Here is a 25,664-nt window from a genome sequence, read left to right as displayed (position 1 = left end):
TGATCGCTCCAGGAGGTAGACACACAATTTATTTAGCAGGGATCCACAAAGAGAACGTGGTTCCCTTTTTCTGTTCACTGCTAACATCAATCTTGATCTTTAGATTTGATGCGATTTGATTTGCGATAGAAAGACCTAAACCATAACCTCCCTGGTATTTACGAGCTGGATCACAACGATAGAAACGGTCAAATATGTGTTTGATATTTTCTTTGTCGATATAACTTCCTTCATTGTGAATGATAATCAGAATTTGATTATCTTTTTTCTTTAAGGTGAAATGAATTTTTTTACCAGTCGGTGTGTATTTTGTGGCATTGTCTAAGAAAATAGAGATTAATTGTTTAAATTGATTTTCATTTCCTAAAGCTAGTTGATTCTCTTGAATATTGCTTTCTAAGATAATACCTTTTTCAAAGGCAATGGTTTCAAAAGATAGAACACAACTTAAAGCAATGTCACTGATGTTGCATATGGAGTTAAGTACATTCTCTTTTTGAGTATCGTTTTTAGCAAGAAACAGTAAATCTTCTACAAGTTTCTTCATTCGCAAAGCCTCGCTCTGGATCGATTGAAGAGATTGTTTAAGTTTTGATTCGTCCTGTTTTTTGGTAAGGGCAAGATCTGTATTTGCCAAAATAACGGTTAACGGGGTTTTGAGTTCATGAGAAGCATCTGCCAAGAACTGCTTTTGTTGCTGCCAGGATTGAGCTACAGGTCTTAAAGCCCAGTTTGCTAATAAAATTGTTAAGATCAAAAACGCTAATATTGAAAGAATGGCTACCAATATTGCAGTAACTAACATAGAGATAAAGTTGGACTTTGCAATAGATATATCCACAAAGGCATAAATATAACCATTATCTTTCACATCTTTTTTATAAGCCAAATTTTGTTCAAATAAGATACCTTGCGATTTATCTTGAATTGAATTAACAAGGTTTTGAGATGTTTCATCACTGATTTGATAATTTCTGGAATATAGCTCCAGAATTGCATTGGAATCATCAGTGATGATTGTAAATGAATTCATGTTTGGAGGGGGATCGTTGTCATTTTGCAAATTTTTTGTCGAGTAATCCAACTCAAGAGTAGGATGATCATCATATTTATACAATGCAAAATTTAAAGAGTTATTAATATCATTTTTAGTTCGTTGATAAGAGGCTAAACAAAGAAGGGTTATAACACATACAAGTATTAACGTAATAAAAGTCATCGTAATCAAAATGAATTTACGTTTGAGTTTCTTAAGCATCACTATACTCCAAATGATACCCTACTTTTCGAATGACTTTAATAGTAACCTTACTTTTTAAAAAGAGGAGTTTTTTTCGTAAAAAAGAAATATAGGCTTCAACATTGTTGTCAATTGCTTCACGGTCATTGCCCCAGACAGAGTTGATTAATTCTTCTTTGCTGGTGAGGATTTTAGGGTGATACATCAATAATTTCATGATTTCAAATTCTTTATAAGCTAAATGGATGCTTTTGCCATTGCATTCAAGCTCGCAGGTAGACAATGATAGAACTAAATCTCCAAATTCAATTTTTTCTATGATTACTTCGCCTTTACGTCTTGTCAATACGCGGATTCTCGCCAGCAATTCAGCAGGAGAAAAAGGTTTTGTCATATAGTCATCAGCTCCAACATTTAATCCTTTTACTTTATCTGGTATTTCATCCAATGCACTTAACATCAAAACGGGTATATCCATTTTCTGATTACGCAGTTCTTTAACGATATCAAAACCATTTAATCCAGGAAGCATGATATCCATAACGATAATGTCATATGGGTATTGTGTGGCATGTTGTAAACCGTCTTGGCCATTATAAACAGCTGTGGCTTGTCATTTCTCTTCTTCCATGATTCGGCATAAGGCCTGTGCTAAATTTTTTTCATCCTCAATAATTAGAACATTCATTTTGATCACCACAATTATTATATAAGATTTTAACACAATTAACTTTAATCTAGCTTAAAGAAAAAACTGTTAAGCAAGTGCCTAACAGTTGTGCTCAATAGATGGTGCCTGCACGCGGAATTGAACCACGAGTTCATCCTTACCATGGATGTGTATTACCATTATACTATGCAGGCGCTCATTAATTATGACATTGAATTTGAAAAAAGACAACTAGAAAATATCCTGCCTCCTTTAAGACTGATTTAAGGTTGATTCCATATAATAAAGTCGGTGATGAAATGAAAAAAATACAAATATTCTCAATTTCATTAGGATTTTTGATTGTGTTTCTTCTTGGGTTTGGTGCGAATGTCTTATTTTTTAACGATGATTCTATAGAAGTTTATGCCAATAATAATATGGAGACAATTGTAATCGATGCTGGTCATGGAGGATATGATGTAGGATGCATTGCCTTGGATGGAACGCAGGAAAAAGACATAACTTTAGACATTGCTTTATCCACTGGAGAATTGTTAGAAGAAGCAGGATATAACGTAGTATATACAAGAACGAGTGATAATGTATCTTGGCCAGAAGATAACAAAGAAGATCTTCAATCACGTATAGACATAGCAGAAGATGCAGATGCGAATTATTACATTTCAATTCACATAAATTCAAGTGATTATAATGATGGGGCTAGTGGTTATGAAACATATGTGGATTTTAATGATGATGAGATGGTTGAAATGGCAGAATCTATTCATGCGCAGTTGGAATTGTTAAATTATGCACAGGATAGAGGGGTGGTCGATACAAATGAAACTCCTCTTTATGTTGTCAGCAATAATTCAATTCCTGCTTTATTGTTAGAAGTTGGATTTATAACAGACACAAATGATTTCAATTATATGGTAAATAATGGCGATGATTTAGCACAAGCTATTGCCAATGGAATCATGAATTCGATTGAAGCAGAAGAAATCAGCGAAGAAGTGTAATGAAAAAAACTTAATATAAATAAAGCAGATGAGTTTGATAGTCATCTGCTTTTGTAATTTATGAGTTTAGGAATGAATAAAAAAACACTCCATTTTCGGAGTGTTAATTTGCAATGGCGCCTGAAACACAACGAACGATAGTATTTAGAGTAAATTGATGTACGCCGATAATAGCTATTTAAAAGGACTTTTTGAATTTCATTGTGCTTATAAATTGATACAGATTGATGCAAATCTGACTAAAAATGTGGTGAAAAACTAATCTTTCATTCCATCTAAAATCCATGAATTAAATTCAGTTTTAATAATATTAGCAGAGTAGTATGTTCCAAGTTGTTCATCGTAATGTTTATTGAACCATTCTTTTGGCTTGCTTTTTCTATTTTTTTCTTCCAAAAAAGAAATAAATTGATCATAACTTGATTTAGAGAAAATTAATGGAGCGATGCCATTTTTATTTCCAAAAGAAGAGAATTTGGAGGCTCGTGCTACCGCTTTTCCAATCCATACTTTACTATTAATCCCTTCGTCTTTTCTACCTGCTTTTATCACTAATTCTTTAGAGGTTGACATCCCAATACCTATCTTAATTTCTGGTAAATTTCTTCCTAGTAATAATTCATTGAGCATTTTCATAAAAGTGTTAATATAGAATGTTTTTTCAGCAAGTTCATATTCGTCTCTTTTCATTGGAGAAGTGTAAATTGCATACACACAATCTCCTCTAATTCCTATTTCTCTTAAATTATCGTTGTTACGTAAGATTTCAATAGTTTCTGAAGTAAAACTTTTTATCACTTTAGCAACTTTTTCTTTATCTTCATCACCAAATAATGCTGATGAATTGCGAATGTCTACAAAAATAGCGGTGACCCAACAATAGTAACCATTTGAAAAAGTAAAAGAATCATCATTTGGAAACCGATTTGTCAAGGGGAGATTACCCTGGAGTTATACATTTTTCTTTTTTGAGCTTCTGAGCCGTCGCCTTTCACCGCGGCCCTAAAATTTTGCATAAACACGACACAAGATCAGCAGCGTGTAAGCAATCAGAAAAAACTAAACCGCCTGTCCCTATGGCCGAGATAAGGGTCATTAGGACAGGCGGTTTTCTTTGCCTTAAATGATGACTGGTAAGATGTACATATTCCATGACGTTAGTCGGAACGGAAATAAGCCTGGTGGTGTACCATAACATCGTCTAGAATGCCTGAATCATCAAAACCAATCTTCCAGGAGGCCGGGTCAAGAGGGTCATCAATTTCGTAAGTCAAGCGATATCCACCATAGGTTGCCTCAAAGCTATCGTTCGGTTGGCCATACAGCTTTAAGACATCTTCTCTGGTTGACCATCCCAGCATCAACCCTCCGGGAAGGCGTAGTTCTGTACCGGAAAAGTCGTAGTTGCCATATATTACATGAATACCTCCCACCGTGCTCTCAGCGACAGGGATCGTGCTTTCGGTGGTGTTGAAGACACAGACGCTGATATCCTGCTCGTGGTCATTGGTCAACGAGACCCATTCCCATTCATAGGACGCATACGGGCCTTCCGCGCCAGCCAGAGAAAGCCCGGCATTCTCCTCGGAAATCACCCACCCATCGTCAAGGAAAGCCGCAAGGGGAACTGGTAATGTATAAACCGTATCATTGATCTGGATTGAAAAACTTTCCCAATCATTCGGGAGTTCAGGGGATGGTGGGTACAATTCTGCCCCTGACGCGTCGAGTTCTGTCATAAATTCGAGCGACATCAAGGTGGAGGTGTGCGGCAGGTAGGTGACTTTCGCAAACAGATTGTAGTCGTTCCCGCCCCACAGCGCGCGCCCTTCCTCGTACCTCTTTTCACTGATTTCAAAGGAATGCCGCTCGCCGGTCATATCTACGCCGCGCAGATAATAGTCGTCCGAACCATAGTCCCCGATCCCTCGCGAATATTCAAATTCCAGCCGCTCCAAATAGGCGGCTTCCGGGCGCTTGAGATAGGGGATGTCCAAAACGAGCGGCCGGACAAGGAAGAAAGCGGCGGCGACGCATAGCAGAATGCCTGCGGTTCTGCCGACCTTTTGCAGGAACGTTGCGTCCGGCTGAATCAGCAGTACGAATAAGACAAGGGCGATGATCACCGCTACCAGCCCTAAACCGCCATGGACAATGACGGCTTGCATAAACCCCGTGATTCCGATGGCAAAGGCATCGGCGCTTGTAAACCATTCCATCACCGCGAGGATGGTGATTGGCAGAAAAAAGATGACGGCAAGGAACAAAATAAACCATTTTAACTCCGCCTTGTTTTTTTTGCCGCCGGGTGTTCTTTCGTCTGTTCGGTTCTCATTTATATTGTTCATTTTCTCTCTTGCTTTTATGAAAATCAGTGTTTCAAATGCTCCAGTACCTCGCAAATCGCGAGCATCCCCTGTTTTTGATCTTTGATTTTGGCGGTGATGCTGTTGTTGACCAGCGACAATTTTATTTTGGTTTTCCCGCTTTTCGCTTTGATGATCCGCTGGGAAGGCAGTAAACCTTTTTGTACTTTCAGTTCGTCAAACTGGTCAAACGGAATGCAGATTTTACCGTAAATATGCGAGATATCAAAAGTTTCCAACACTGCGATAACCAATGTTTTTTCTGTCACGCCAACATAACAATATACATTACTCAAAGCTCCCAGTGCCAACATTTCAGCCGTCCCAGACATCAAGGTCCCCCATGCTTTTCCCTGGTATGTTTCCCCGTCCGGGCAAATACTGGCTAACATTTCATTCATATCTTTCTCATTCATGAATAAAGTCATATAGTTCACCTCGTTGTTTTGTTCATGGATCAGTGGATCCGATTCCATCTTAATTATAGCGCTTATCTTATTTTACGATGTAAAATCAGGGTAAAATACCCGTAAATATTAGGCGAGAAAGGCACAAGGTTACCCAATAATTTGGCTACGACAACCCCCTATGAGTGAAATGTGAACACCATATCACAATTATAGAAAGGATGATGCGTATGATTGTGATAAAAATAAAAAAGTATGTGTTTGACCACATACCGAATATTTTGTACACGCTCATTATACCATGCCAGTGAATGATGACAAAGTGAAATTGTATGGAGGATTGGCAAAAATAGATCCATTTGAATTTTGGGATACCGATTTAATCCCGGAGAATTTATCTCCTGAATTAAAAAAACTGAAGAGAAGGCATTGGCTCTATATTGTATATCCGGAATCTGCTCCTGAGGATTGGAAAGAGCAATTGGCACTAACAGGAGTACAATTTGCTGTTTCACCATTACATGATAGAGATTTATTGGTCAATGGAGACTTGAAAAAAGCACATTGGCATATGATTGTTATCTTTGATGGTCCTAGCACTTTCTTAACAGCTGCATCATTTCGAGAAATAACACATGGGCCATATCCTAAAGTATGTGAGAACTTACGAGGGTCATTTGAATATTTTACGCATAAAAATGATCCCGATAAGGCTCAGTATTCATCTAGCGACATTGAATTATTTAATGGCTTTGAGATAGATTTATCTGCTAAAGATGTGCAAAGAATCAAAAAAGAGTTATGTGAAATAATCATAAAACACAATATTACTGAATATATGGAATTTAATCTTTATGTTCAGTATTATCTTGAAGCTGATTATTTTGATGTTGCCAGTAATAATACTTACTATTTTAATTCTTTGATCAATTCGTTTCGACATAATCCAGAGAAGATAATGGCTCGATATAAAGTTATCAAAGAAGAAATATCAGGTTCAGTTGATAGTAATAAGGAGGATAAAGAACATGATAGTTGAAGCAAAAAATTTAGAAATCAGAGGTGTTGAAAAACGCACTTCAAAAAAATCAGAGGAAGAATATTTGATTGTTCGTGTTGAAGATGAAACAGGTAGAGCATATGAACTATTAGATCGTGATGTTGAGAATATGCCTATTTATAAAAGAGGCGTTGAATGTGATTTAACATTAGATCTTCGTTTAGGCAAATATACCAATGTTTCTATTGTTAAAATGAATATTCATAAGTAGGTGATTTTATGACAGGTGATATGGAGAAGAAATATCCAATTCCATCCGATGTTAGAATGTACACCCGTGAAGAGGTTGCGGAAATAATTGGATGTCATAAAGATCATGTTGTAATGCTAAGTGAAGTAGGATGTTTATCTTGTATACGTATCGGTAAGCGTTATATGTATTCATACGAGGCAATAAAAAAATTTCAGCACGATTATGAAGGATTCAATTTGTCGAATCGAGTAAAAGCTTTAGAAGCTTATCGTATCGTTGAAAGCAGAAAATAGCTTGTTTGAGGTGCTGAATCTTTAGATGAGGCACCTCATAAGTTATAATGATATCGTCCTTTTAAATAGCTTAGGCGATTAGAAGGAGAACAAATGGCTATTAGAAAAAGAGTAAGCAAAAAAGTGAAAAACGGATATGTTTACGAAGTTAATTTTACTTATAAAATTAATGGAATTTCATATCGATATTGGAAAGGCGGTTTTAAAACCAAAAAAGAAGCACAAGAGCATGAGAATTTGAAACGCATGGAATTTGCGAATAGTGTGAATCGTGTTCAAGATTGTAATAAAACTTTAAAAGAAGTTTATGATGAGTTTATGGAAATTGGTAGTACTGAATTTCAATACAACACGATTTATAATACGAAAAAGACTCTACATTATTGGTATGGAAAAGATGCAACGATGGATCTAGGGAATATCCCTATTCGAGATATTGGATACAGGACTTTGCAGCAGTTTTTCAATAAAAGAAGTGATTGCGGTAAAGCTTGTAATGAAGATATCAAAACAGCCCTTAGAAGGATATTTGTTTATGCGATTCGAAGTGAATATATTTCATCTAATCCTATTGAGTATGTAAAGGTTACTGGAGTTGAGAACAAAAAAGAAAAGCATGTTCTAACGTATGATGAGTTTCAATTGATTCTAAGAGAACTAAAGAATAAAAATACGGTTGAATATGATGCTATTTCGATGGCAGTTGTGATTGGATTCTATACTGGACTTAGAATCAGTGAAGTTATGGCTCTTCAAAAAGATGATTTTGATTTTGAAGAGAATACGATTTTTGTTCATAGAAAATTGAATTATAAGGGTAAAAAGAAAAAAGATATCGAAGCAGTTGAGCAAATGAAGTCTAAAAGCTCAAAAGCGATGATACCTTTACCGGATAGTCTTAAACAAGAATTAGAGTTATGGTTTGAAATGAATCCATATCAAAATGTCATCTGTGATGAGGGAGGTGATTTCCTTGATCCAGATTGTACAGGAAATCGTATCCGCAGTATTTCAAATAAGTTAGGGATACCATTTCACTTTCATTTATTGAGACACACATATACCACTTATTTGGTGAATGCTCATGTTGATGTGAAAGTGGCACAAGAATTATTGAGACACGCTAACTTCAATACGACGATGTCTGTTTATGCTCATGTGGATGATAAGAAGAAACAAAACATAGTGAATGAAGTGTTCTGTGGCGAAAATGTGGCAAAAACGCATAAAAATAAAAACACTTCGTCGTAATCACCGATACCTAAAGGCTTTTTCGACAAAGTGTTATATGCAATGGCGCCTGAAACAGGACTCGAACCTGTGACCTGCCGGTTAACAGCCGGATGCTCTACCGACTGAGCTATTCAGGCAATTGCTTAATTATAATATCCTAAGGAGGTTTTTATGTCAACACCTTTTTTGATTTTTTCTTTGGCTTCAAGTATGATAGTTTTGAAAAAGGAAAAGGTGAGACTATGATCAAGGCAATTGTAATGGATATGGATGGCACTTTATTGGATTCCAATAATAAGATTTTGCCGGAAACAAAGAAAGCGTTAATTGATTTAGAAAAGAAAGGTGTATCACTTATTTTAGCAAGTGGAAGAAGTTATACTAGATTGCTGCCATATGCCAAAGAGTTGGAAATGGATAAATATCATGGATATTTATTAGAAGTTGATGGTATTGCGATATATGATGTGCATGAAGATAAACGTTCGGTATTAAAACGAATGGAACCTCAGGAAATTGAAGAAGTCTTTACGTATTTAATGGGTCTTGATTGCGAAAGCATGGCTTGTTTTGATGATGGCTTGTTTGATTATTTTAATGAGGATATATATCAATTGAAGGTTCAGTTACGCAAAGAAATGAATCTACCTGATGATTATCCTTGGACTGCAGGGCCTTGGGCTTGGCTTGCGGACATGCGTGATGGCTATCCTAAAATCTCATATATTAAAACATTTGACGAAATCAACAGACTTGTTAATAAGATTCAATTAATGCAGGATGAAGATAAACTTGCAATAATTTATGCTGATCTTTTAGATAAATTTTCAAATCAGTTTGAAATCTTTAGGACGTGTCCTAGACAGTTGGAAATTTTACCGAAAGGTTTTTCAAAAGGGAAAACGCTTGAAAGGATCATGAAACAGAATGGCTGGCAAAAAGATGAAGTCTTAGCGTTTGGAGACGGGGAAAATGATGTGAGTTTATTTGAAGTTGTCGATAACAGTTATGCAATGGGACAAGCAAAAGATTATGTGAAAGAAAAGGCAGCTTTTGTCACAAAATCAAATAACGAACAGGGGATTTTAGAGGCTTTAAAGCAGTTAGGATTAGCTAATTAAAATGAATTGAAAGCTTTAAAATATCTATGATAAGATGTCTCTGCAATAAGGGAGTAGTTATCTTGTTTTGCAAGTGTTTAAACCAACATACTGGTCAGATAGGACCTGGTTTAATGTAAAAGACGAGACTTATGCGATTTTTTTCGCATGAGTCTCTATTTTTTTAGAAAGGTTGAAGTTTTATGGATCTACTATCACTAATTTTTACAGGTATCGGATTGGCTATGGATGCCAGTGCTGTTTCAATTGCGAAGGGTATGTCTTTACCAAATGAAAAAATTAAAAATTACGCTTTAAAACTAGGTTTGGCTTTTGGTATCTTTCAGGGATTGATGCCTCTAATTGGTTATTTGGCGGGTAGTACATTTTCTGGTTATATTCAAAGTGTTGACCATTGGGTTGCTTTTATATTGCTTGCTTTGATTGGATTAAATATGATCAAGGAAAGTCGAGAAGAAAAAGAAAATGAAGAAGTTTCGGATTTGCCGTTAAAGGTAATCTTGTTGTTGGCAATCGCCACCAGTATTGATGCTTTAGCTGTTGGTGTGAGTTTTGCTTTCTTAAAAGTTAATATTGTGTTGGCTTGTTCGATCATCGCTATTGTTACATTTATATTATCTTTTATTTGTGTCATGGTTGGAAAAAGGCTGGGATCTCTTTTTCAAAAATATGCAGAAATTTTTGGTGGTATTATTTTAATGATGATTGGGGCAAAGATCTTGATTGAACATTTATTCTTGTAGTTTTCTGATATAATTTATGTATCAAGGAGGTGCATCAAATGGAATTACAAAAAGTATTGAGTGAGCGTCGTAGTATTCGGAGATATAAGAATTCATCTATTCCTCAAAATGATATTGAAACGATCATTCAGGCGGCACAGGAAGCACCTAGTTGGAAGAATTCGCAGACGGCTCGTTATCATGTCGTGCAGACAGAAAAGATGGTAAAAAAGATTAAAAAAGAAGCTTTGCCTGAGTTTAATGCGAAAAATGTTGCGGATGCTCCTGTTTTGATAGTGATGAGTTTCGTTGGATCAAGAAGTGGGTTTGATAAAGATAAAAATCCCGTCAATGAAGTTGGCGAAGGCTGGGGATTTTATGATTGTGGTCTTGCTACTGAGAATTTATTATTGAAAGCAACGGAACTTGGGTATGGGACACTTGTAATGGGGATTCGAGATGAGGTAAAACTTCGTGAACTATTAAATATTCCTCAAGATGAAATTATTGTCGCTGTGATTGGGTTAGGAATTCAAGATATAGCTCCATCAAAACCTGAAAGAAAGCCGCTTTTAGATGTGTTGAAATGGCACTAGAAAAAAAATTAAAAAAAATTTAAAAAATAGTTTGACAACTAATAATCTGCATGATATTATTACTAGGCATTCAGCAATTGGGCCTGTAGCTCAGGTGGTTAGAGCGCACCCCTGATAAGGGTGAGGTCGTTGGTTCAAGTCCATTCAGGCCCACCAGTTGCTGAATAAATGGGGTGTTAGCTCAGCTGGGAGAGCACCTGCCTTGCACGCAGGGGGTCAGGAGTTCGATCCTCCTACGCTCCACCATTTAGTAAATGAAGCCTTGAAAAAGGCTTTTTTTTATTTAGTGTGCATATTTACACATTATTTTTTTATCGTCCCTTTTTTTTAAATGTTTGAAGTGATATTCTATTACTAGTGAAAAAGAAGAGGTCGTTATGAAGAGAAAAAGGAAAAAAATAATGAAAAAAAGAACAAGGAACCGGCTGATTCTTTTGATTGGTGTAATCCTTGTTTTATTATTGGCTTTTTTTATGATTCGAGGAATTGTGACAGGAATTTCGTCTTTGTTCACATCGGATATTCAAAGCGTTGAAGGGTATGAAGAACTTCAGAGTGGTGGTTTAACGGATGAGGAAATTTCTGAGATTGTTTCTTTGCCAAATTACCATTCAGAGCGGGCTGCAAGATATGCTGCTTGGGATGTTAAAGATGCTAAAGAACGTGTTATGCAAGTAAACTGTGATATGGATCTTGAACCATATTCGAATACTATAATTCAGGAAGATGATACCGATGTCACAATGTTGATTAATAAGTTCTATGCTTTGCCTGAAGGCTATGTACCTGCCGATTTAGTGCCTTTAGATAAGTATGCTTGTGTACAGGGAGAGGATTTTTCGTGTCAGGATGTAGAACAAATTGAATTACGAAAAGAAGTATATGATGCTTATATCGAGTTTTGTGATGCTGCTAGTAAAGAGAATATAAATATTCGAGCAATAGCTGGTTACCGCAGTTATGATTACCAAGCCGGTTTATGGAATTATAATGCTTCAGTGTATGGTGAAGCATATGCGGATGAATATTATGCACGTCCAGGGCAGAGTGAACATAACTCTGGTTTATGTATAGATATTACATTTAATGGGTATAATTATAATGAAATTGAAAATTATGATGGATATGAATGGATTTTAAATAATGCTCATAAATACGGATTTATCCTTCGTTATCCAAAAGATAAGGTTGATGTGACACGATATGGGTATGAATCCTGGCATTTTCGTTATGTAGGCAAAGAAGCTGCCAAAGTAATCTATGATAATGATTGGACATTGGAGGAATATCATGGCTCAAAATAGAAAAAGAAAAAAGCGGTGGATGAAGAAAAGAACAAGAAATCGTTTGATTCTTGCCGGTGGATTAATCGTATTTGTTTTATTGATCTATGGTTTGATCAGTTTGATTGCTTCAGTTTTCTTCTCTTCAGATGAAAATGTGGATAATAAGACAACAACAGCCAATGAGCAGACAGTGGTTTCGTTTATGGGGGTTGGAGATAATTTGATTCATGATACTGTGTATAAAGATGCTCTGCAGGAAGATGGAACATACGATTTTACAGATATGTATGCCAACTTCAGCGAAGATCTTAAAAATACAGATATCAAATTTATCAATCAGGAAACGGTACTTGGCGGTGTAGATCTTGGTTTATCAGGATATCCTACATTTAATTCTCCAACAGAAATTGCGAAAAATCTTGAATCAGTCGGTTTTAATCTTGTGAATCTGGCCAGTAATCATTGTTTGGATCGTATGGAACAAGGAATTGCCAATGAACTGGCTGCTTTTGATGAAACAAATATCGTTCATGATGGTGTTTATAATACACAGGAGGAATTTGATACCATTCCAACTTTTACAAAGAATGGAATCACATTTAGTTTTTTAGCTTATACATATGGCACAAACGGAATTCAACCTACATATACATATAATGTGTCTTATTTTGATGATGCGCAAATTCAAAGTGATGTTCAAAGAGCAAAAGAAATCAGCGATGTTGTAATCGTATCAGCACACTGGGGTGATGAAAACACATTTGAACCGAATGATTTTCAGAAACACTATGCGCAATTGTTTGCAGATTGTGGTGTGGATGTTGTGATAGGGACACATCCTCATACGATTCAGCCGGTTGAATGGATTGAAGGTTCAAAGGGTAATAAGATGCTTTGTGTTTATTCTTTAGGAAATTTCATTGGAGGTATGCTGACAACCGATAATGCGATAGGTGGCGAAATAAAATTTGATTTTGTCAAAGAAGGGGAAAAGATATCTATTGAAAATGTTGAATGGATCCCAACGATCATTCATTTTGAAGGCAATCAAGCCAATATCATGGAAGAGCGTTCAAACTATCAAGCATATAAAGTAAGTCAATATACAGATAAGTTGGCAAAGAAACATGTTTTAAACAATTATGAAGGAAATGTGGTAAGCTTAGAGTATATTGACTCTAAAACAAGAGAAGTCATATCTGCGGAATTTTTAGGAGAATATGATGGCACAAACTAAAAAAAGAAGAATTAACCGTAAAAAACAAATCAAACGCTTGAGTTTATTAGCGCTCATTATCTTATTGATCATTTTCCTTTTTGTATCTAACTTCAATCGTATGCGATTGTGGATAAAAGGTTATGGTTTTTCTGAACAGAATATTCTTTTACGACTGGATAAATCATGGTTAAATGAATATTTAGAATTGGATTCAGCTTTAGATCTTGAAACTTGGGATACTGTTGAAAATGATCATCATTATATCGATTATGTTAACTATTCGAGTAATCATGATGTTTCAAATGAACAGGTTGTTCAGTATGTAGACTCTTTCTATGAACTTTATGGTCAACTTGAACAAGCTGGTTTTTCAATAGAAACGTGTAGAGAATTAATGGATTCTTTAACAATTGATGATTTTCAGGCGATTGTGGATGCCGGATATAAGTATGAAGATATCCAAGGGTATTTGGATATAAATGGTGTAATTGTATCGGATATTGCGGCTTATATTGATTCGGGTTTAGATCCGCTTGATGCCGTAATGAATGTTTCGTATCCGTTTATTGATTCACAAAATACGATCACGACAAACTATCAGATCATGGAACCGGATGATCTTTTGGTATTGGTAAAACATGGTTTTGGAGTTTCTTCTGATTATGTTCCAGATGATCTTGTATCGACAAACATCATGGTTTCTGATTCCAGTCCAGATCCTAGACTTAGAAAAGAGGCTGCTGAAGCTTTAGAAAAGATGGCTGAAGATGCTTCCAAAGAAGGATATACTTTAGCGATTAACAGCGCTTACAGATCGTATGAAGACCAGCAGGCTGTTTATGATGAGTATTTTGCGATGTATGATCCTGTGACTGCAGCAAGTCTTGTAGCAGTTCCTGGCTATAGCGAACATCAGCTTGGTCTAAGTGTTGATTTAACTTGTAAAGATGTGATTGATGGAGTATATGGAGTGTTTGGTGACAGTCCGGACTATGATTGGACCATTGCTCATGCTCATGAATATGGTTTTATTTTACGCTATCCAGAAGATAAAACTGCTATTACTGGGACGGCTAATGAGCCTTGGCATTATCGTTATGTTGGAGTTGAAGCGGCTACGGAAATTTATGAAAATGGATGGACTTTAGAAGAATATATCCAACATCATGGCTTTACATATGATTTATCACCAGAATAATATATCTGGTGATTTTTTTTGATCTTGAAAGAAAAATAGCACCATTTTGGTGCTATCTTCTTAATGATTAATTAGTTTTTTTAGGAGAGAGATATATGAAGGGATTTTTTTAATTGAGCTTTCCTTAAGCTCATCTATAAAATACTTAAAAGTTATGTTTTAAGTATCACTTTATCGTGTGAAAAAATGTGAGATTTATTTGAAATGTGTTAAATTGTCGAATTTTTGGATTTTTTAAGATATGTGTTATAATGACTGAGATTAGGGGATGTGAAATGATATTATTTTTTAAATGTTTACCAAGATTGATACATCGAGCTAATGCAGATATTCGAAGACATTTCACTATGACGTTTTCGAGTGCTTTATCAATTGGTGTAGCATTATTGATTGCTATGTTAATGGTCGTTAGTGCGGTGAATGTCAATCAGTTTACGCAAAATATTGAAGAAGAATTTATTGTCCAGATATCCCTGGATCCAACATTGAACGATGAACAAATCAATGAGCTTGAGAATGAAGTTTCATCGATGAAACATGTTGCCAGTGTGACTTTTTCTTCTAAAGAAGAAGAATTGGATAAGCTAATTGAAGAAAATGGGAATATGTTTTCTCAATACGAAGGAGATAATAATCCTTTGTATGATGTTTTGATAGCTGAGCTGGATGATAATACGGCCATGGAATCATTTACCAATAAAGTCAGCAAGATGGATGGTGTTATGAAGGCTACTTATGGAGGTAGTGCTATTGTGACATTAATCAACTTGTTTGAAGCAATTCGATATGGAGGCTCGATCTTTGTGGTAGTTATGGTTGTACTGGCAATCTTTTTGATTCGTAATACGATCAAGATGACGATTCGAATCAGAAAAGATGAGATTGCGATCATGCGTCAAGTTGGGGCATATAGCTGGTATATTTCTGTACCATTTATGTTAGAAGGAATGGTCACAGGATTTATTGGGGCTTTAGGACCAATGTTGATTTGTGGATTTGGATATACATATTTGTATCAGGCGCTGAATGGTTCCTTGATGTCAGATATGTTCCGGTTGATCGAACCTTTTCCTTTTGTGATTTGGGTTTGTTTAGGATTATTGATCGTTGGCGGCTTTGTAGGAATGATTGGAAGCTTGCTGGCTACTAGGAAATATTTGAGGTGGGCACGATGAAAAAGACAAAAATACTATCTGTAATCAGTACAGTTGCCTTATCATTAGGCACAATGATCCCTGTTTATGCGGAAGATTATTCCGATGAAGATGCGTGGTATGCACGTTGTTCGCAACCACAGACAGATCAAGCTGGAGTAAGCGCATGTCAGGGATTCCAGGATTATCAGGAACAAAAAAGGCAGCAATTACAAGAAAATATTAATTCATTTAATAATGATATTGCCTCATTAAAATCAGATAGCGCTGAAATAGAAGCTTTGGCAAAACAACAAAAAGAACTGGCAGATTCTTTAACAAGTCAAATTCAGGCAAAGGAAGAATCAATTCAAACTATTGAAGAGTCAATTCAAGATTTGGTTGCGCAAATCGAGGCAAAACAGGCAGAAATTGATGAATGGGATGCACAGATCAAATCTCGTATGCAAAGCGAACAAACAACGATAGGAACAAATATCGTTATTGATTTGATCATGGGTAGTGACAATTTAAATGATATGTTACGCCGTATTTCTGGTGTTGAAAGAATCACCGAAGATGACCAGGACCAAATCGAAAAATTAAATGAATTAAAAGCGGAGCTGGAATTACAAAAATCAGAACAGGAGCGTTTAGAAAACGAAACGAAGGAGCAAAAGGCTCAGCTTGAAGAAGAACGTGAACAAGTAAAACAGCTTGAAGAGTCTTATAACAAGCTTGTTGAAGAGTATCAAAAACAAATAGCGGATCTGCAGGCACAGATGCGTTCAGCACAGGCAGATATCGCTTCTATACGATCATTTACGATTTCTTCTGGGTACACTGGAAGCATTGAACAGGTAGATGGATTCATCAATCCAATCAGCGGAGGAAGAATTTCTGCAGGAACATGGGCTTATCCTCGTGGTGGTTTGCATTTAGGTTTAGACTGGGCAGCTTCAATTGGTACAGCCGTTGTTGCTCCTGCTAGCGGTGTTGTTTTATATGCGAATAATCCAGCACCGACAAATGGTGGATATTTAGGTAACTGGACAGGATATCCTGCTGGTGGTGGAAATACAATTGAAATGTTATGTAATGTAGGTGGAACATTGTATGCGGTAAGTTTTGCCCATTTATCACAAAATGGTTTTGCGGTAAGTGCCGGTCAGAGTGTTTCACAAGGACAGTTGCTTGCCTTGACTGGTAACTCAGGAAACTCAAGTGGTCCTCATTGTCATATTGAAGTTTATAATTTGGGTTCTATGAGTGTTGAAGAGGCAGTGAATCGCTTTGCCTCAACAGCGGATTTTGCATGGGGAACAGGATGGAACAGTACTGCAACGGCTTGTGGTTCGGGAAATACTCCATGTCGTGAAAGACCTGAAAAATTCTTCGGATAGGAGGCTTGAAATGATTGAAATCTTAGATGTATCGAAAGCTTATCCAAATGGAGTCCATGCTTTGAATCATGTAAAGCTTAAGATCGATGATGGTGAATTTGTTTATGTAATTGGAGCAACAGGATCAGGAAAGAGTACGTTGATAAAGATCTTAAACGGAGAAATCGTTCCTGATGAAGGGTTGGTTATTGTTAATGGTACCGATGTAGGAGCTTTAAAGCATAGAAAAGTGCCTTATTATCGTAGAAACATTGGTTGTGTCTTCCAGGATTATCGTCTGCTTCCAACTTTGACGGTATTTGAAAATATTGCCTTTGCCTTGGAAGTTTTAGGTATGTCAAAAAAAGAGATTCGAAAACGTGTGCGTGATGTATTGGAGTTGGTCGATCTAAAAGATAAGGAACGTTGTTATCCAAATGAACTTTCAGGAGGTCAACAACAGCGTGTGACAATAGGTAGAGCGATTGCCAATCGTCCTCAGGTATTGATTGCCGATGAACCAACAGGAAACCTGGATCCAGAAAAGAGCTTGGAGATCATCAAACTTCTAGAAAAGATTAATGAAACATTTAATACAACTATTTTGATGGTTACGCACGATATTGTATTGGTTGAAAAATTTAAGAAACGAACAATCACTTTAGACCATGGTTATGTTGTTCATGATTCTTTCAAAGGTGGATATAAGAGCGTATGAAAGAGAAATTGAATCTAGCTCTGTATGAATTGAAGTACGCGTTTATTGGGATCAAAAGGCATTTATTGTTATGTTTATCAGCTATTAGTGCCATTACGATATCACTATTCTTGATGGCTGCTTTTCTTGTGGTGGGAATCCATGTCGATCATTTTGCAACGAATGTACAAAGTGATTTAAGTATCCATGTTATTTTAGACCAAGATATTGTGGAAGATGATCAGATTAATGCAATTGAAGATCAAATACTAGAATTATCGAATGTAGATTCAGTTGAATTTTCAGATAAAGAAAATGAATTAGAGTTGATGATCGATGAAAAAGGAGACGCTTTCTCCATTTATAAGGGAGAAGAAAATCCTTTATCCAATGCGTTTTTTGTCTATGTACAGGATGAAAAACAAATTCAAGATACATCTGAACAAATTGAGCAAATTGAAGGCGTTTCAAGCAGTGCATATGGAGGAAGCAGTGTTACGCAGCTGATCAATTTATTGGATATGGTTCGTAAAGTTGGCTATGGCGTTATACTGTTGCTTCTTATTTTGTCGATTTATCTTATTTTTAATACGATTCGTACAACGATATTCTCACGTCATGAAGAAATTATTATCATGCGCCAGGTTGGAGGAACAAACGCTTTTATCAAGCGTCCTTTTGAAGTGCAGGGTGTTTTGATTGGATTGTTTGGCTCGTTGTTACCGGTAGCAGCTTTGTATTTTGGATATGCGAAGCTGTATGAGGTATTAGAAGGTCAATTGTTTTCTAATTTGTTTTCTTTGATAAAGCCAAATCAAATTGTATGGCAGGTTGGTTTGATCATAACCTTGATTGGGTTGTTGATTGGAGGATTTGCCAGCTTCTGGGCTGTTACAAAGTATTTAAAAGTAAAACGATAGGAACGTCCTATCGTTTTGTTGATATGGAGGTTATGAAAATGGCTCGAATAAAGAACAATAAGAAACAAACCATCATCGTTACGGTATTATGCTTAGTATGTTTTGGTGTAGGTGTCTTGGTTCCGGTTATCTATCAAAGAGCTTCGAGTTCATCCAGTGATTCAAAGCTCGAATATGTTAAGAATGTCTTGGAGAATGACTGGTATTATGCAGATCAGGTAGAAGATCTGGATAGTTTGCTGACTGAACAAGCTTTGACAGGTATGACAACATTAGATATCGACCCACATACAAATTATTTCAGCCTGGATCAGGCAAAACAGTTTTCTTCCAGTCTTCAGGGAACTAATACAGGAATAGGTATTCAGTTTTATCAGCAAGATAATGGAAATATTTATGTAAAATACGTGTTCATCAATTCAACAGCGGATGATGCAGGATTAAAAAGCGGTGACATTATCACAAAAATCGGTAATCTAGATCTTGCAAGTTCAACAACAGATGATATCGTTACCTATATTCAAGATCGTGATGGGAAAGAAATTGCGGTGGACTATGTACGTGATGGACAGACTGCTTCAGTTAAACTAACTCCAAGTGAATATGACTCCACGGTTATCTGTAATATCTATGATGGATATGGAGAAATCATTCTAAGCAGCTTTTCTTCTCATAGTGGAGATGATGTGGCCGATGCGATGGCACGTTTAAAAGAGGCTGGAATTACTAAGATGATCCTGGATTTAAGAAACAATACAGGCGGATATTTAAGTGCGGCTGTAGAAATCGCATCCACTTTCTTGCCTTCGGATTCTGTTGTTTTTTATGAAGAAGATAAAGATAAGAATATAACAGAAGTAAAAACGGATGACAGTTATGGGCAGATTGAAATGGACCAAATCGTTATTTTACAAAATGATCAAACAGCCAGTGCTTCTGAAGCGCTGATAGGAGCTTTAAAATCACACTTGAAAGATAAAGTTACATTAGTGGGACAGACGACTTACGGAAAAGGAACAGAACAGACAACCGTTCCTTTTGAAGATGGTACGAGCATTAAATATACAATAGCACGATGGTTGACACCGGATAAGGAAAGCATTCATGAAAAAGGCTTTGAACCGGATGTGGCTGTTGAGGATACTTCGATTGGTTCTGTTAGTTATACAGAAATGAAAGAAGATGATGTGATCATTGCGGACAAGGTTCATGTCAATGCCTCAGCTCTGCAAAGATTCTTAGAATATCTGGGATATACTGTCGATAGAACGGATGAATACTTTTCTAAAACGAGTTCTGATTCTTTGAAACAGTTTCAAAAAGATCAGGGAATTGCTCCAACTGGAAATTGTGATTATACGACCTGGGAAAAGATTTTGGATATGATCACGCAAAAATACAATGAGAATTCGGTCAATGACGATCCAATCCGTAACCATGGAATCGAATTATTGGGATAAATATTTACAAAAAATAAAAGAAAAGGTATACTTCTTTGTGGAAATGAAGTTCTTCCATGGGAAAACCTAAACCGCTTATTAAGCTGATGACTTCTACGAGTTTTTTATCGTGGAAAGGCATCAGCTTTTCTGCGTTATTGAAGGAGGATTTGTTTATGTTGACATCATTGGCTTTTATCTTTTTAGTCGGATTATCTATGGCAGCTATCTGCCAAAGAATTAAAATGCCTCGCATTATCGGTATGTTGATAACGGGAATTGTACTTGGCCCATATGTGTTGGATTTGTTGGATCCATCGATCTTGTCTATATCGGCAGATCTAAGGCAGATGGCATTGATCATTATATTGTTGAAGGCAGGACTATCTTTAAATCTGGAAGATCTAAAAAAAGTTGGACGCCCAGCTATCATGATGTCTTTTGTGCCTGCCAGCTTTGAAATCTTAGCTTTCTTTTTGTTTGCTCCATATATTTTAGGTATTGATCGCATTTCAGCAGCAGTAATGGGATCGGTGTTGGCGGCTGTATCACCGGCTGTGGTTGTACCTAGAATGGTTTCGTTGATGGAAGAAAAATATGGAACTAAAAAGAGCATTCCACAGATGATCATGGCAGGAGCCAGCTGTGATGATATTTTTGTGATCGTATTGTTTACGACGTTTACTGGGATGGCACAGGGTGGAAGTGCAAATTTTATAGATTTTTTGAATATTCCTGTTTCAATCGTATTAGGTATTATTTTAGGTGCTGTAACAGGATATTTTTTAAGCTGGTTTTTTGAAACTACGTATGCTTTAAAAAACTATGTTCGAAACAGTATGAAAGTTATTATTGTACTAGGTGTTTCATTTTTGTTGATGGCAATTGAAACCTGGTTAAAAGGAATTGTTTCTGTTTCTGGTTTGTTGGCAGTTGTGAGCATGGCATGTGTGATCAAATTAAAAAGCACAGAGTTTGTATCAAAACGTTTGTCTGAAAAATTTGGTAAGTTATGGCTGGCAGCAGAAGTGTTGTTATTTGTGCTTGTAGGAGCCGCTGTTGATATTCGATATACGATGGATGCGGGCTTAGCCGCTGTTTTGATGATTTTTATTGCCTTGTTTTTTCGCTCTATCGGTGTATTGATCTGCATGTTGAAAACACCTTTGAGACGAAAAGAACGTTTATTCTGTGTGATTGCGTATCTTCCTAAGGCAACGGTGCAGGCAGCTATTGGTTCTGTTCCTTTGGCAATGGGACTTTCATGTGGTCAGATCGTTTTATCTGTCGCTGTTTTGGCAATCTTGATTACTGCCCCATTAGGCGCTATTGGGATGGATCTAACTTATCAAACACTTTTAGAAAAAGAAGATGTTTCCTCTTTGGAATAATAGTGAAAATTGATCTATGGAAGACTATAATAGGTGTTGGAGGTCTATCTCATGAAGAAGGTGAATGCCATGTGGGCTTTATTTGCACTTGGTTCGGCTGTATTTGCCGCATTGACATTATATTGGCTAAAATAGGAATTGATGGAATGAACTCCAATCTTGCCACAGCCATTCGTACGATCGTGGTCTTAATTATGGCTTGGGGCATGGTATTTTTAGTTGGAGCTCAGTCTGGTATTTCTGAGACATCTAGTAGAAGCTGGATCTTTTTGATCTTGTCTGGTCTTGCCACGGGTGCTTCCTGGCTTTGTTATTATCGTGCTTTGCAGTTGACAGATGCTTCTAAAGTTGTACCGATAGATAAATTGAGCGTTGTGATAACTTTGCTCTTGGCTTTTGTCTTTTTGCACGAAGAGTTTACAGCAAAATCAGCCATTGGGGCAGTATTGATCACAATTGGAACATTAGTGATGGTTTTATGAAATTAGCTCGTTTATGCGAGCATTCTTTTTTGTCTGTTCATAACAATTGCGTATAATAGGGTTAGATGTTATTCTAGCCAAAAGGAGAGAATCGAAAATGGATAAATTTGAACTGGTATCAGATTATAAACCAATGGGCGATCAGCCTACGGCTATCAAAGAATTGGTGCAAGGATTAAAAGATCATAAAAAATATCAGGTTTTGTTGGGGGCAACAGGAACTGGTAAGACCTTTACAGTCTCAAATGTCATTGCCCAGGTGAATCGTCCAACATTGGTGTTTGCACATAATAAGACATTAGCTGGGCAGCTATACTCGGAGTTTAAAGAGTTTTTCCCTAATAATAGAGTGGAGTACTTTGTCTCCTATTTTGATTATTATCAACCTGAAGCATATTTGCCTAAGACGGATACATATATTGATAAAAATACCAAGACAAATGAAGAACTGGATATGTTGAGGATGGCCGCGGTAAACAGTGTGTTAGAAAGACGTGATACGATCATCGTTGCCAGTGTTGCCTCAATTTATGGTGCCAGTAATCCAGAACAATATCGTCATATGATCTTTACTTTGAGAACAGGGCAGACCATAGATCGAAATGAGTTGATGCTGGCATTGGTTCATCAACAGTATAAAAGAAATGATACCGATCCTTTGCGTGGAACTTTTAGAGTTCGAGGCGATGTTATTGAAATTACTCCTGGTCATACAGATCGTTACCTGATTCGTATTGAATTGTTTGATGATGAAATTGAACGAATTTGTGAAGTGGATCCTGTTACAGGTCATGTAAATCAGGCATATCATTTATATATTATTTATCCGGCAAATGGATATGCGACAAGCATGGATGTTATTAAAAGGGCAGCTGCAAGCATTGAAGAAGAGTTGGAAGATCGTTTAGATTACTTTGACAAAATGGGAAAACCGCTTGAAAAAGAACGTTTGGAACAAAGATGTCGTTATGATATAGAAGCTTTAAAAGAATTTGGGGTGTGTCCAGGAATTGAAAACTATTCACGACACATTGATGGACGAAAGCCAGGGGAAAGACCCTACACATTGTTTGATTATTTTCCAGATGATTTTTTATTGGTCGTGGATGAAAGTCATGTTTCTCTTCCGCAGATTCGAGGCATGTATAATGGAGACAGGGCTCGTAAAGAAGTATTGGTAGAGTATGGTTTTCGTTTACCAAGTGCCTTAGATAATCGTCCACTGCGTTTTGAAGAATTCGAATCGATCATACCTTCGGCTATTTTTGTTTCGGCAACTCCGGGTGATTATGAACTTGAGAAAGTAGATGGTCATGTTATTGAACAGATCATTCGTCCAACCGGATTATTGGATCCAGAAGTGGAAGTAAGACCAATCGAAGGTCAGATTGATGATCTAGTAGATGAAATTAAAATGCGTATTAAAAAGAATCAAAGAACATTGATCACGACCTTGACTGTGCGTATGGCAGAAGATCTTACATCATATCTTAAGAATATGGATCTTAAAGTTGCGTGGCTTCATCATGAAGTAACGACAATTGAAAGAACAGAGATCATTCATGATCTTAGGCAGGGAAAATATGATGTATTGATAGGAATCAACTTATTAAGAGAAGGTCTGGATATACCGGAAGTTTCTTTAATTGCGATCTTAGATGCAGACAAAGAAGGCTTTTTAAGAAGTAAACGTTCTTTAATTCAGATCATTGGACGTGCCGCTAGAAATGCAGAAGGAAAAGTCATTATGTATGCAGATACGATCACCGAAAGTATGCAATATGCTATTGATGAAACAAATCGAAGAAGAAGCATACAGATCGAATATAATAAGGAACATAATATTGTTCCAAAAACGATCATAAAACCAATTCACGATGTAGTTCGATCAAAGGAAACGAAAGAAATGGCTGCCAAGTACTTAAAGAAAAAGAAGGTGGGCGCAAAACAAAAAGAAGTCATGTTAAAGAATATCGAACAGGAAATGAAAGAGGCTGCGCGTACGCTTGATTTTGAAAGAGCAGCTCAGTTGCGCGATATATTATTAGAATTAAAAGCAGAATAAAAGAGAACCGCAAGGTTCTCTTAATTAGTAATTTTCTAAATCAGCTGGATACGTTATAGTATCAAGGGAATTGATTTGATCTAACGTGCATTCGATGGTTACATCGATGATAACTTGCTGGGTTTCGACATCCTGTAGTCCGGATATCCCAAGGGTTAAAGAGGTAATATAGTTATCTTCAATTGTTGCATCAAGTGTAGCATCTTCAATGGTAACGGATCCCATAGAATCAAGGTATGAAGAAATTAATGATCCATCAATCGTGAATGAGTAATTATTTCCATTTTTTGAGCTTCGTGTAAAGAGCGCTTTTAATTCATCGTCTGTATAATTTAAGAATGGATTGTATACAGACAGTTTTTCACTGCCGTTGATTCCTAAATTTTCTAAAAGACTTTGGGAAGTGGTTCCATATGAATTAAGGTATGTTTTGTTATCTTTGATGTAGAAGTTTAAAAAATTGTCTTCGGCATTGTCTCCAGCTTCAAGATCAAGATCTAGAGCGAGTTGCAAATTGTCTTTTTGATTCAATTGTAAATCAAACTTGATTTTAGAAGCGTCTTCATTGTTTGATGTGAAAGTACCTTGAATATGGCCGGAATTCAATTCAAGTGTATTATCGAGTGCCGAGAAAAACTCTAGTGCATAATCGTCATTGTTAGATGAGCATGCAGCTAGATTTAAAATCATAAAAGTCGATATAAAGAATGTAAATATTTTTTTCATGAGGTCCTCCTTGTGTAAAAGTATTGTATATTAGGAATGATAAAGATGTCAAAAAGGAGAGTAAAATGAATAAAGTATTGATTTATTTAGGAACATCTAATTTAAAAGAAAAAGTAATTGAAGATGTATTTAAGCAAATTGGAATAGAAATTAATTATATAGATGATGATGATCTTGAAAATACATTGGAAAAGTTATTAGAATTACCTCGAAAAGAAGGGGAAAAAGGAAAACGAGAACCATTTATGTTTATTGATGGCGACAACGTGGATGAAATTAAAAATTTGGAAAGCATTTTAAGAGATAATAATGTGAAGATTGAAAGAAAAGCAGTGAAGACAAAAAATAATATTAGTTGGACATTGCGCGCATTGATGGATGAAGTAGATGAAGAATTTGAATATTTTGAATTACGAGATCACTTATATAATTTGATCATGCACCCAGATAAAGAAAAACTAAAAAAAGATCCAGACTATTTGAAACTGATGTCAATGGCATTTTCTTTGTTGGAAGACCAAAATGTAGGCAAGGATATCCTTGAAATAGCAATAAAATCAATCGAAAATTTCAAAAATTAAAATAAAAACGCTTACATTAAAAAATGGGGTTGATTTAGTGTCTAGGATTTGCTAATATAAACGGGCGCCAAGGGAGAGCGGATCTGATAAAAAAAGAGCTTGAAAAAAAGCTTGCAAAGTCCACCAAGTTGTGGTAATATAATCAGGCACGCGAAACGGTGCGAAAAAGAGATCTTTGAAAACCGAACAGAATAGAAGAAACCAAGAACGAAACGTCAATTCTGGAAAGAAGAAACAATC

Annotated in this window: 27 protein-coding genes, 4 tRNA genes, 1 pseudogene and 1 riboswitch; of the genes and pseudogenes, 22 read left to right on the top strand and 10 right to left on the bottom strand. The window is 36.3% G+C overall.

Annotated elements, in window-relative coordinates:
- Nucleotides 1-28 precede the first annotated feature (28 nt).
- From PND65_RS08520 to PND65_RS08505, 4 genes and pseudogenes are all read right to left on the bottom strand, one after another.
- On the bottom strand, nucleotides 29-1,033 hold the full coding sequence (locus PND65_RS08520) for a sensor histidine kinase (RefSeq protein WP_271991522.1): 1,005 nt from the start codon (nucleotides 1,031-1,033) through the stop codon (nucleotides 29-31).
- Between the two features lie 217 nt (nucleotides 1,034-1,250).
- A complete protein-coding gene (locus PND65_RS08515; protein ID WP_271991560.1) occupies nucleotides 1,251-1,523 on the bottom strand; it encodes a helix-turn-helix domain-containing protein in 273 nt (90 codons plus the stop codon).
- A 78-nt stretch (nucleotides 1,524-1,601) separates the two neighbouring features.
- Nucleotides 1,602-1,835: pseudogene (locus PND65_RS08510) on the bottom strand (response regulator transcription factor); the annotation flags it as partial.
- 195 nt (nucleotides 1,836-2,030) lie between these two features.
- Nucleotides 2,031-2,104 (bottom strand) — tRNA-Thr (locus PND65_RS08505).
- Between the two features lie 105 nt (nucleotides 2,105-2,209).
- On the opposite strand from PND65_RS08505, the gene PND65_RS08500 reads away from it, so the two are divergent.
- Nucleotides 2,210-2,914, top strand: a complete 705-nt coding sequence (locus PND65_RS08500; RefSeq protein ID WP_271991518.1) for an N-acetylmuramoyl-L-alanine amidase — start codon at nucleotides 2,210-2,212, stop codon at nucleotides 2,912-2,914.
- Between the two features lie 258 nt (nucleotides 2,915-3,172).
- On the opposite strand, the gene PND65_RS08495 is transcribed toward PND65_RS08500, so the two are convergent.
- From PND65_RS08495 to PND65_RS08485, 3 genes are all read right to left on the bottom strand, one after another.
- Entirely contained in the window at nucleotides 3,173-3,847 is a 675-nt protein-coding gene (locus tag PND65_RS08495; RefSeq protein ID WP_051335254.1) for an adenylate/guanylate cyclase domain-containing protein, read from the bottom strand.
- Nucleotides 3,848-4,071: 224 nt separating this feature from the next.
- Nucleotides 4,072-5,316, bottom strand: a complete 1,245-nt coding sequence (locus tag PND65_RS08490) for a hypothetical protein (RefSeq protein ID WP_271991516.1) — start codon at nucleotides 5,314-5,316, stop codon at nucleotides 4,072-4,074.
- Nucleotides 5,286-5,708 (bottom strand): hypothetical protein, encoded by a 423-nt coding sequence (locus PND65_RS08485; protein ID WP_022355420.1) that lies wholly within the window; start codon nucleotides 5,706-5,708, stop codon nucleotides 5,286-5,288. The genes PND65_RS08490 and PND65_RS08485 overlap by 31 nt, the downstream gene beginning before the upstream one ends.
- 301 nt (nucleotides 5,709-6,009) lie before the next feature.
- Here PND65_RS08485 and PND65_RS08480 point away from each other — a divergent pair, with 301 nt between their 5' ends.
- The 4 genes from PND65_RS08480 (at nucleotide 6,010) to PND65_RS08465 (ending at nucleotide 8,484) form a co-directional block, all read left to right on the top strand.
- The gene (locus PND65_RS08480; RefSeq protein WP_271991513.1) at nucleotides 6,010-6,726 is read left to right on the top strand and encodes a replication protein; all 717 of its coding nucleotides are present in this window, start codon (nucleotides 6,010-6,012) and stop codon (nucleotides 6,724-6,726) included.
- Nucleotides 6,716-6,958, top strand: coding sequence for a hypothetical protein (locus PND65_RS08475; protein ID WP_195191428.1), 243 nt, complete (start codon nucleotides 6,716-6,718; stop codon nucleotides 6,956-6,958). Before PND65_RS08480 ends, PND65_RS08475 begins: the two co-directional genes overlap by 11 nt.
- A gap of 8 nt (nucleotides 6,959-6,966) precedes the next feature.
- On the top strand, nucleotides 6,967-7,233 hold the full coding sequence (locus PND65_RS08470) for a MerR family transcriptional regulator (RefSeq protein ID WP_195191427.1): 267 nt from the start codon (nucleotides 6,967-6,969) through the stop codon (nucleotides 7,231-7,233).
- A 93-nt stretch (nucleotides 7,234-7,326) separates the two neighbouring features.
- Nucleotides 7,327-8,484 (top strand): site-specific integrase, encoded by a 1,158-nt coding sequence (locus PND65_RS08465; protein ID WP_271991511.1) that lies wholly within the window; start codon nucleotides 7,327-7,329, stop codon nucleotides 8,482-8,484.
- 43 nt (nucleotides 8,485-8,527) lie between these two features.
- Here PND65_RS08465 and PND65_RS08460 read toward each other — a convergent pair.
- Nucleotides 8,528-8,603, bottom strand: a tRNA-Asn gene (locus tag PND65_RS08460).
- 105 nt (nucleotides 8,604-8,708) lie between these two features.
- Between PND65_RS08460 and PND65_RS08455 the strand changes: the two genes are divergently transcribed.
- The 16 genes from PND65_RS08455 (at nucleotide 8,709) to uvrB (ending at nucleotide 24,117) form a co-directional block, all read left to right on the top strand.
- Nucleotides 8,709-9,587 (top strand): HAD family hydrolase, encoded by an 879-nt coding sequence (locus PND65_RS08455; protein WP_087159147.1) that lies wholly within the window; start codon nucleotides 8,709-8,711, stop codon nucleotides 9,585-9,587.
- A gap of 182 nt (nucleotides 9,588-9,769) precedes the next feature.
- Nucleotides 9,770-10,330 (top strand): manganese efflux pump MntP, encoded by a 561-nt coding sequence (locus PND65_RS08450; RefSeq protein ID WP_195191182.1) that lies wholly within the window; start codon nucleotides 9,770-9,772, stop codon nucleotides 10,328-10,330.
- A 38-nt stretch (nucleotides 10,331-10,368) separates the two neighbouring features.
- Nucleotides 10,369-10,905: a nitroreductase family protein gene (locus tag PND65_RS08445; RefSeq protein ID WP_087159149.1), complete on the top strand. Its 537-nt coding sequence runs from the start codon at nucleotides 10,369-10,371 to the stop codon at nucleotides 10,903-10,905.
- 79 nt (nucleotides 10,906-10,984) lie between these two features.
- Nucleotides 10,985-11,061: transfer RNA gene (locus PND65_RS08440), tRNA-Ile, on the top strand.
- 14 nt (nucleotides 11,062-11,075) lie between these two features.
- Nucleotides 11,076-11,151: transfer RNA gene (locus tag PND65_RS08435), tRNA-Ala, on the top strand.
- A 155-nt stretch (nucleotides 11,152-11,306) separates the two neighbouring features.
- Nucleotides 11,307-12,209, top strand: a complete 903-nt coding sequence (locus PND65_RS08430) for a M15 family metallopeptidase (protein ID WP_271991508.1) — start codon at nucleotides 11,307-11,309, stop codon at nucleotides 12,207-12,209.
- On the top strand, nucleotides 12,196-13,428 hold the full coding sequence (locus PND65_RS08425; RefSeq protein WP_022355994.1) for a CapA family protein: 1,233 nt from the start codon (nucleotides 12,196-12,198) through the stop codon (nucleotides 13,426-13,428). The genes PND65_RS08430 and PND65_RS08425 overlap by 14 nt, the downstream gene beginning before the upstream one ends.
- A complete protein-coding gene (locus PND65_RS08420; protein ID WP_271991506.1) occupies nucleotides 13,415-14,608 on the top strand; it encodes a M15 family metallopeptidase in 1,194 nt (397 codons plus the stop codon). The genes PND65_RS08425 and PND65_RS08420 overlap by 14 nt, the downstream gene beginning before the upstream one ends.
- Nucleotides 14,609-14,883: 275 nt before the next feature.
- Entirely contained in the window at nucleotides 14,884-15,783 is a 900-nt protein-coding gene (gene ftsX, locus PND65_RS08415) for a permease-like cell division protein FtsX (protein ID WP_022355992.1), read from the top strand.
- The gene (locus PND65_RS08410) at nucleotides 15,780-17,144 is read left to right on the top strand and encodes a murein hydrolase activator EnvC family protein (protein ID WP_271991504.1); all 1,365 of its coding nucleotides are present in this window, start codon (nucleotides 15,780-15,782) and stop codon (nucleotides 17,142-17,144) included. The genes ftsX (PND65_RS08415) and PND65_RS08410 overlap by 4 nt, the downstream gene beginning before the upstream one ends.
- Nucleotides 17,145-17,154: 10 nt before the next feature.
- Complete coding sequence (gene ftsE, locus PND65_RS08405; protein ID WP_015536326.1) at nucleotides 17,155-17,841, top strand: cell division ATP-binding protein FtsE; 687 nt, start codon at nucleotides 17,155-17,157, stop codon at nucleotides 17,839-17,841.
- The gene (gene ftsX, locus PND65_RS08400; RefSeq protein ID WP_271991501.1) at nucleotides 17,838-18,740 is read left to right on the top strand and encodes a permease-like cell division protein FtsX; all 903 of its coding nucleotides are present in this window, start codon (nucleotides 17,838-17,840) and stop codon (nucleotides 18,738-18,740) included. Before ftsE ends, ftsX (PND65_RS08400) begins: the two co-directional genes overlap by 4 nt.
- 38 nt (nucleotides 18,741-18,778) lie before the next feature.
- The gene (locus PND65_RS08395; RefSeq protein ID WP_035400513.1) at nucleotides 18,779-20,200 is read left to right on the top strand and encodes a S41 family peptidase; all 1,422 of its coding nucleotides are present in this window, start codon (nucleotides 18,779-18,781) and stop codon (nucleotides 20,198-20,200) included.
- Between the two features lie 30 nt (nucleotides 20,201-20,230).
- A riboswitch (Fluoride riboswitch) is annotated at nucleotides 20,231-20,303 on the top strand.
- Nucleotides 20,304-20,355: 52 nt separating this feature from the next.
- The gene (locus PND65_RS08390; protein WP_271991499.1) at nucleotides 20,356-21,570 is read left to right on the top strand and encodes a cation:proton antiporter; all 1,215 of its coding nucleotides are present in this window, start codon (nucleotides 20,356-20,358) and stop codon (nucleotides 21,568-21,570) included.
- A 2-nt stretch (nucleotides 21,571-21,572) separates the two neighbouring features.
- Complete coding sequence (locus PND65_RS08385) at nucleotides 21,573-22,052, top strand: EamA family transporter (protein WP_271991497.1); 480 nt, start codon at nucleotides 21,573-21,575, stop codon at nucleotides 22,050-22,052.
- Between the two features lie 97 nt (nucleotides 22,053-22,149).
- A complete protein-coding gene (uvrB, locus tag PND65_RS08380; RefSeq protein ID WP_271991494.1) occupies nucleotides 22,150-24,117 on the top strand; it encodes an excinuclease ABC subunit UvrB in 1,968 nt (655 codons plus the stop codon).
- 24 nt (nucleotides 24,118-24,141) lie between these two features.
- Here uvrB and PND65_RS08375 read toward each other — a convergent pair whose 3' ends face one another.
- Nucleotides 24,142-24,843: a hypothetical protein gene (locus PND65_RS08375; protein ID WP_271991493.1), complete on the bottom strand. Its 702-nt coding sequence runs from the start codon at nucleotides 24,841-24,843 to the stop codon at nucleotides 24,142-24,144.
- A 65-nt stretch (nucleotides 24,844-24,908) separates the two neighbouring features.
- Here PND65_RS08375 and PND65_RS08370 point away from each other — a divergent pair, with 65 nt between their 5' ends.
- Nucleotides 24,909-25,424, top strand: coding sequence for a DUF3783 domain-containing protein (locus PND65_RS08370; protein ID WP_271991491.1), 516 nt, complete (start codon nucleotides 24,909-24,911; stop codon nucleotides 25,422-25,424).
- A gap of 51 nt (nucleotides 25,425-25,475) precedes the next feature.
- Here PND65_RS08370 and PND65_RS08365 read toward each other — a convergent pair.
- On the bottom strand, nucleotides 25,476-25,664 hold a 189-nt coding region (locus tag PND65_RS08365), incomplete at its 5' end, for a hypothetical protein (protein WP_271991489.1).

This window comes from Faecalitalea cylindroides, assembly GCF_028321995.1.
GTDB classification, from domain to species: domain Bacteria; phylum Bacillota_I; class Bacilli_A; order Erysipelotrichales; family Erysipelotrichaceae; genus Faecalitalea; species Faecalitalea cylindroides.
Note: the sequence above shows the minus strand (reverse complement) of the source record. Positions and strands in the feature narration are given on the sequence as shown.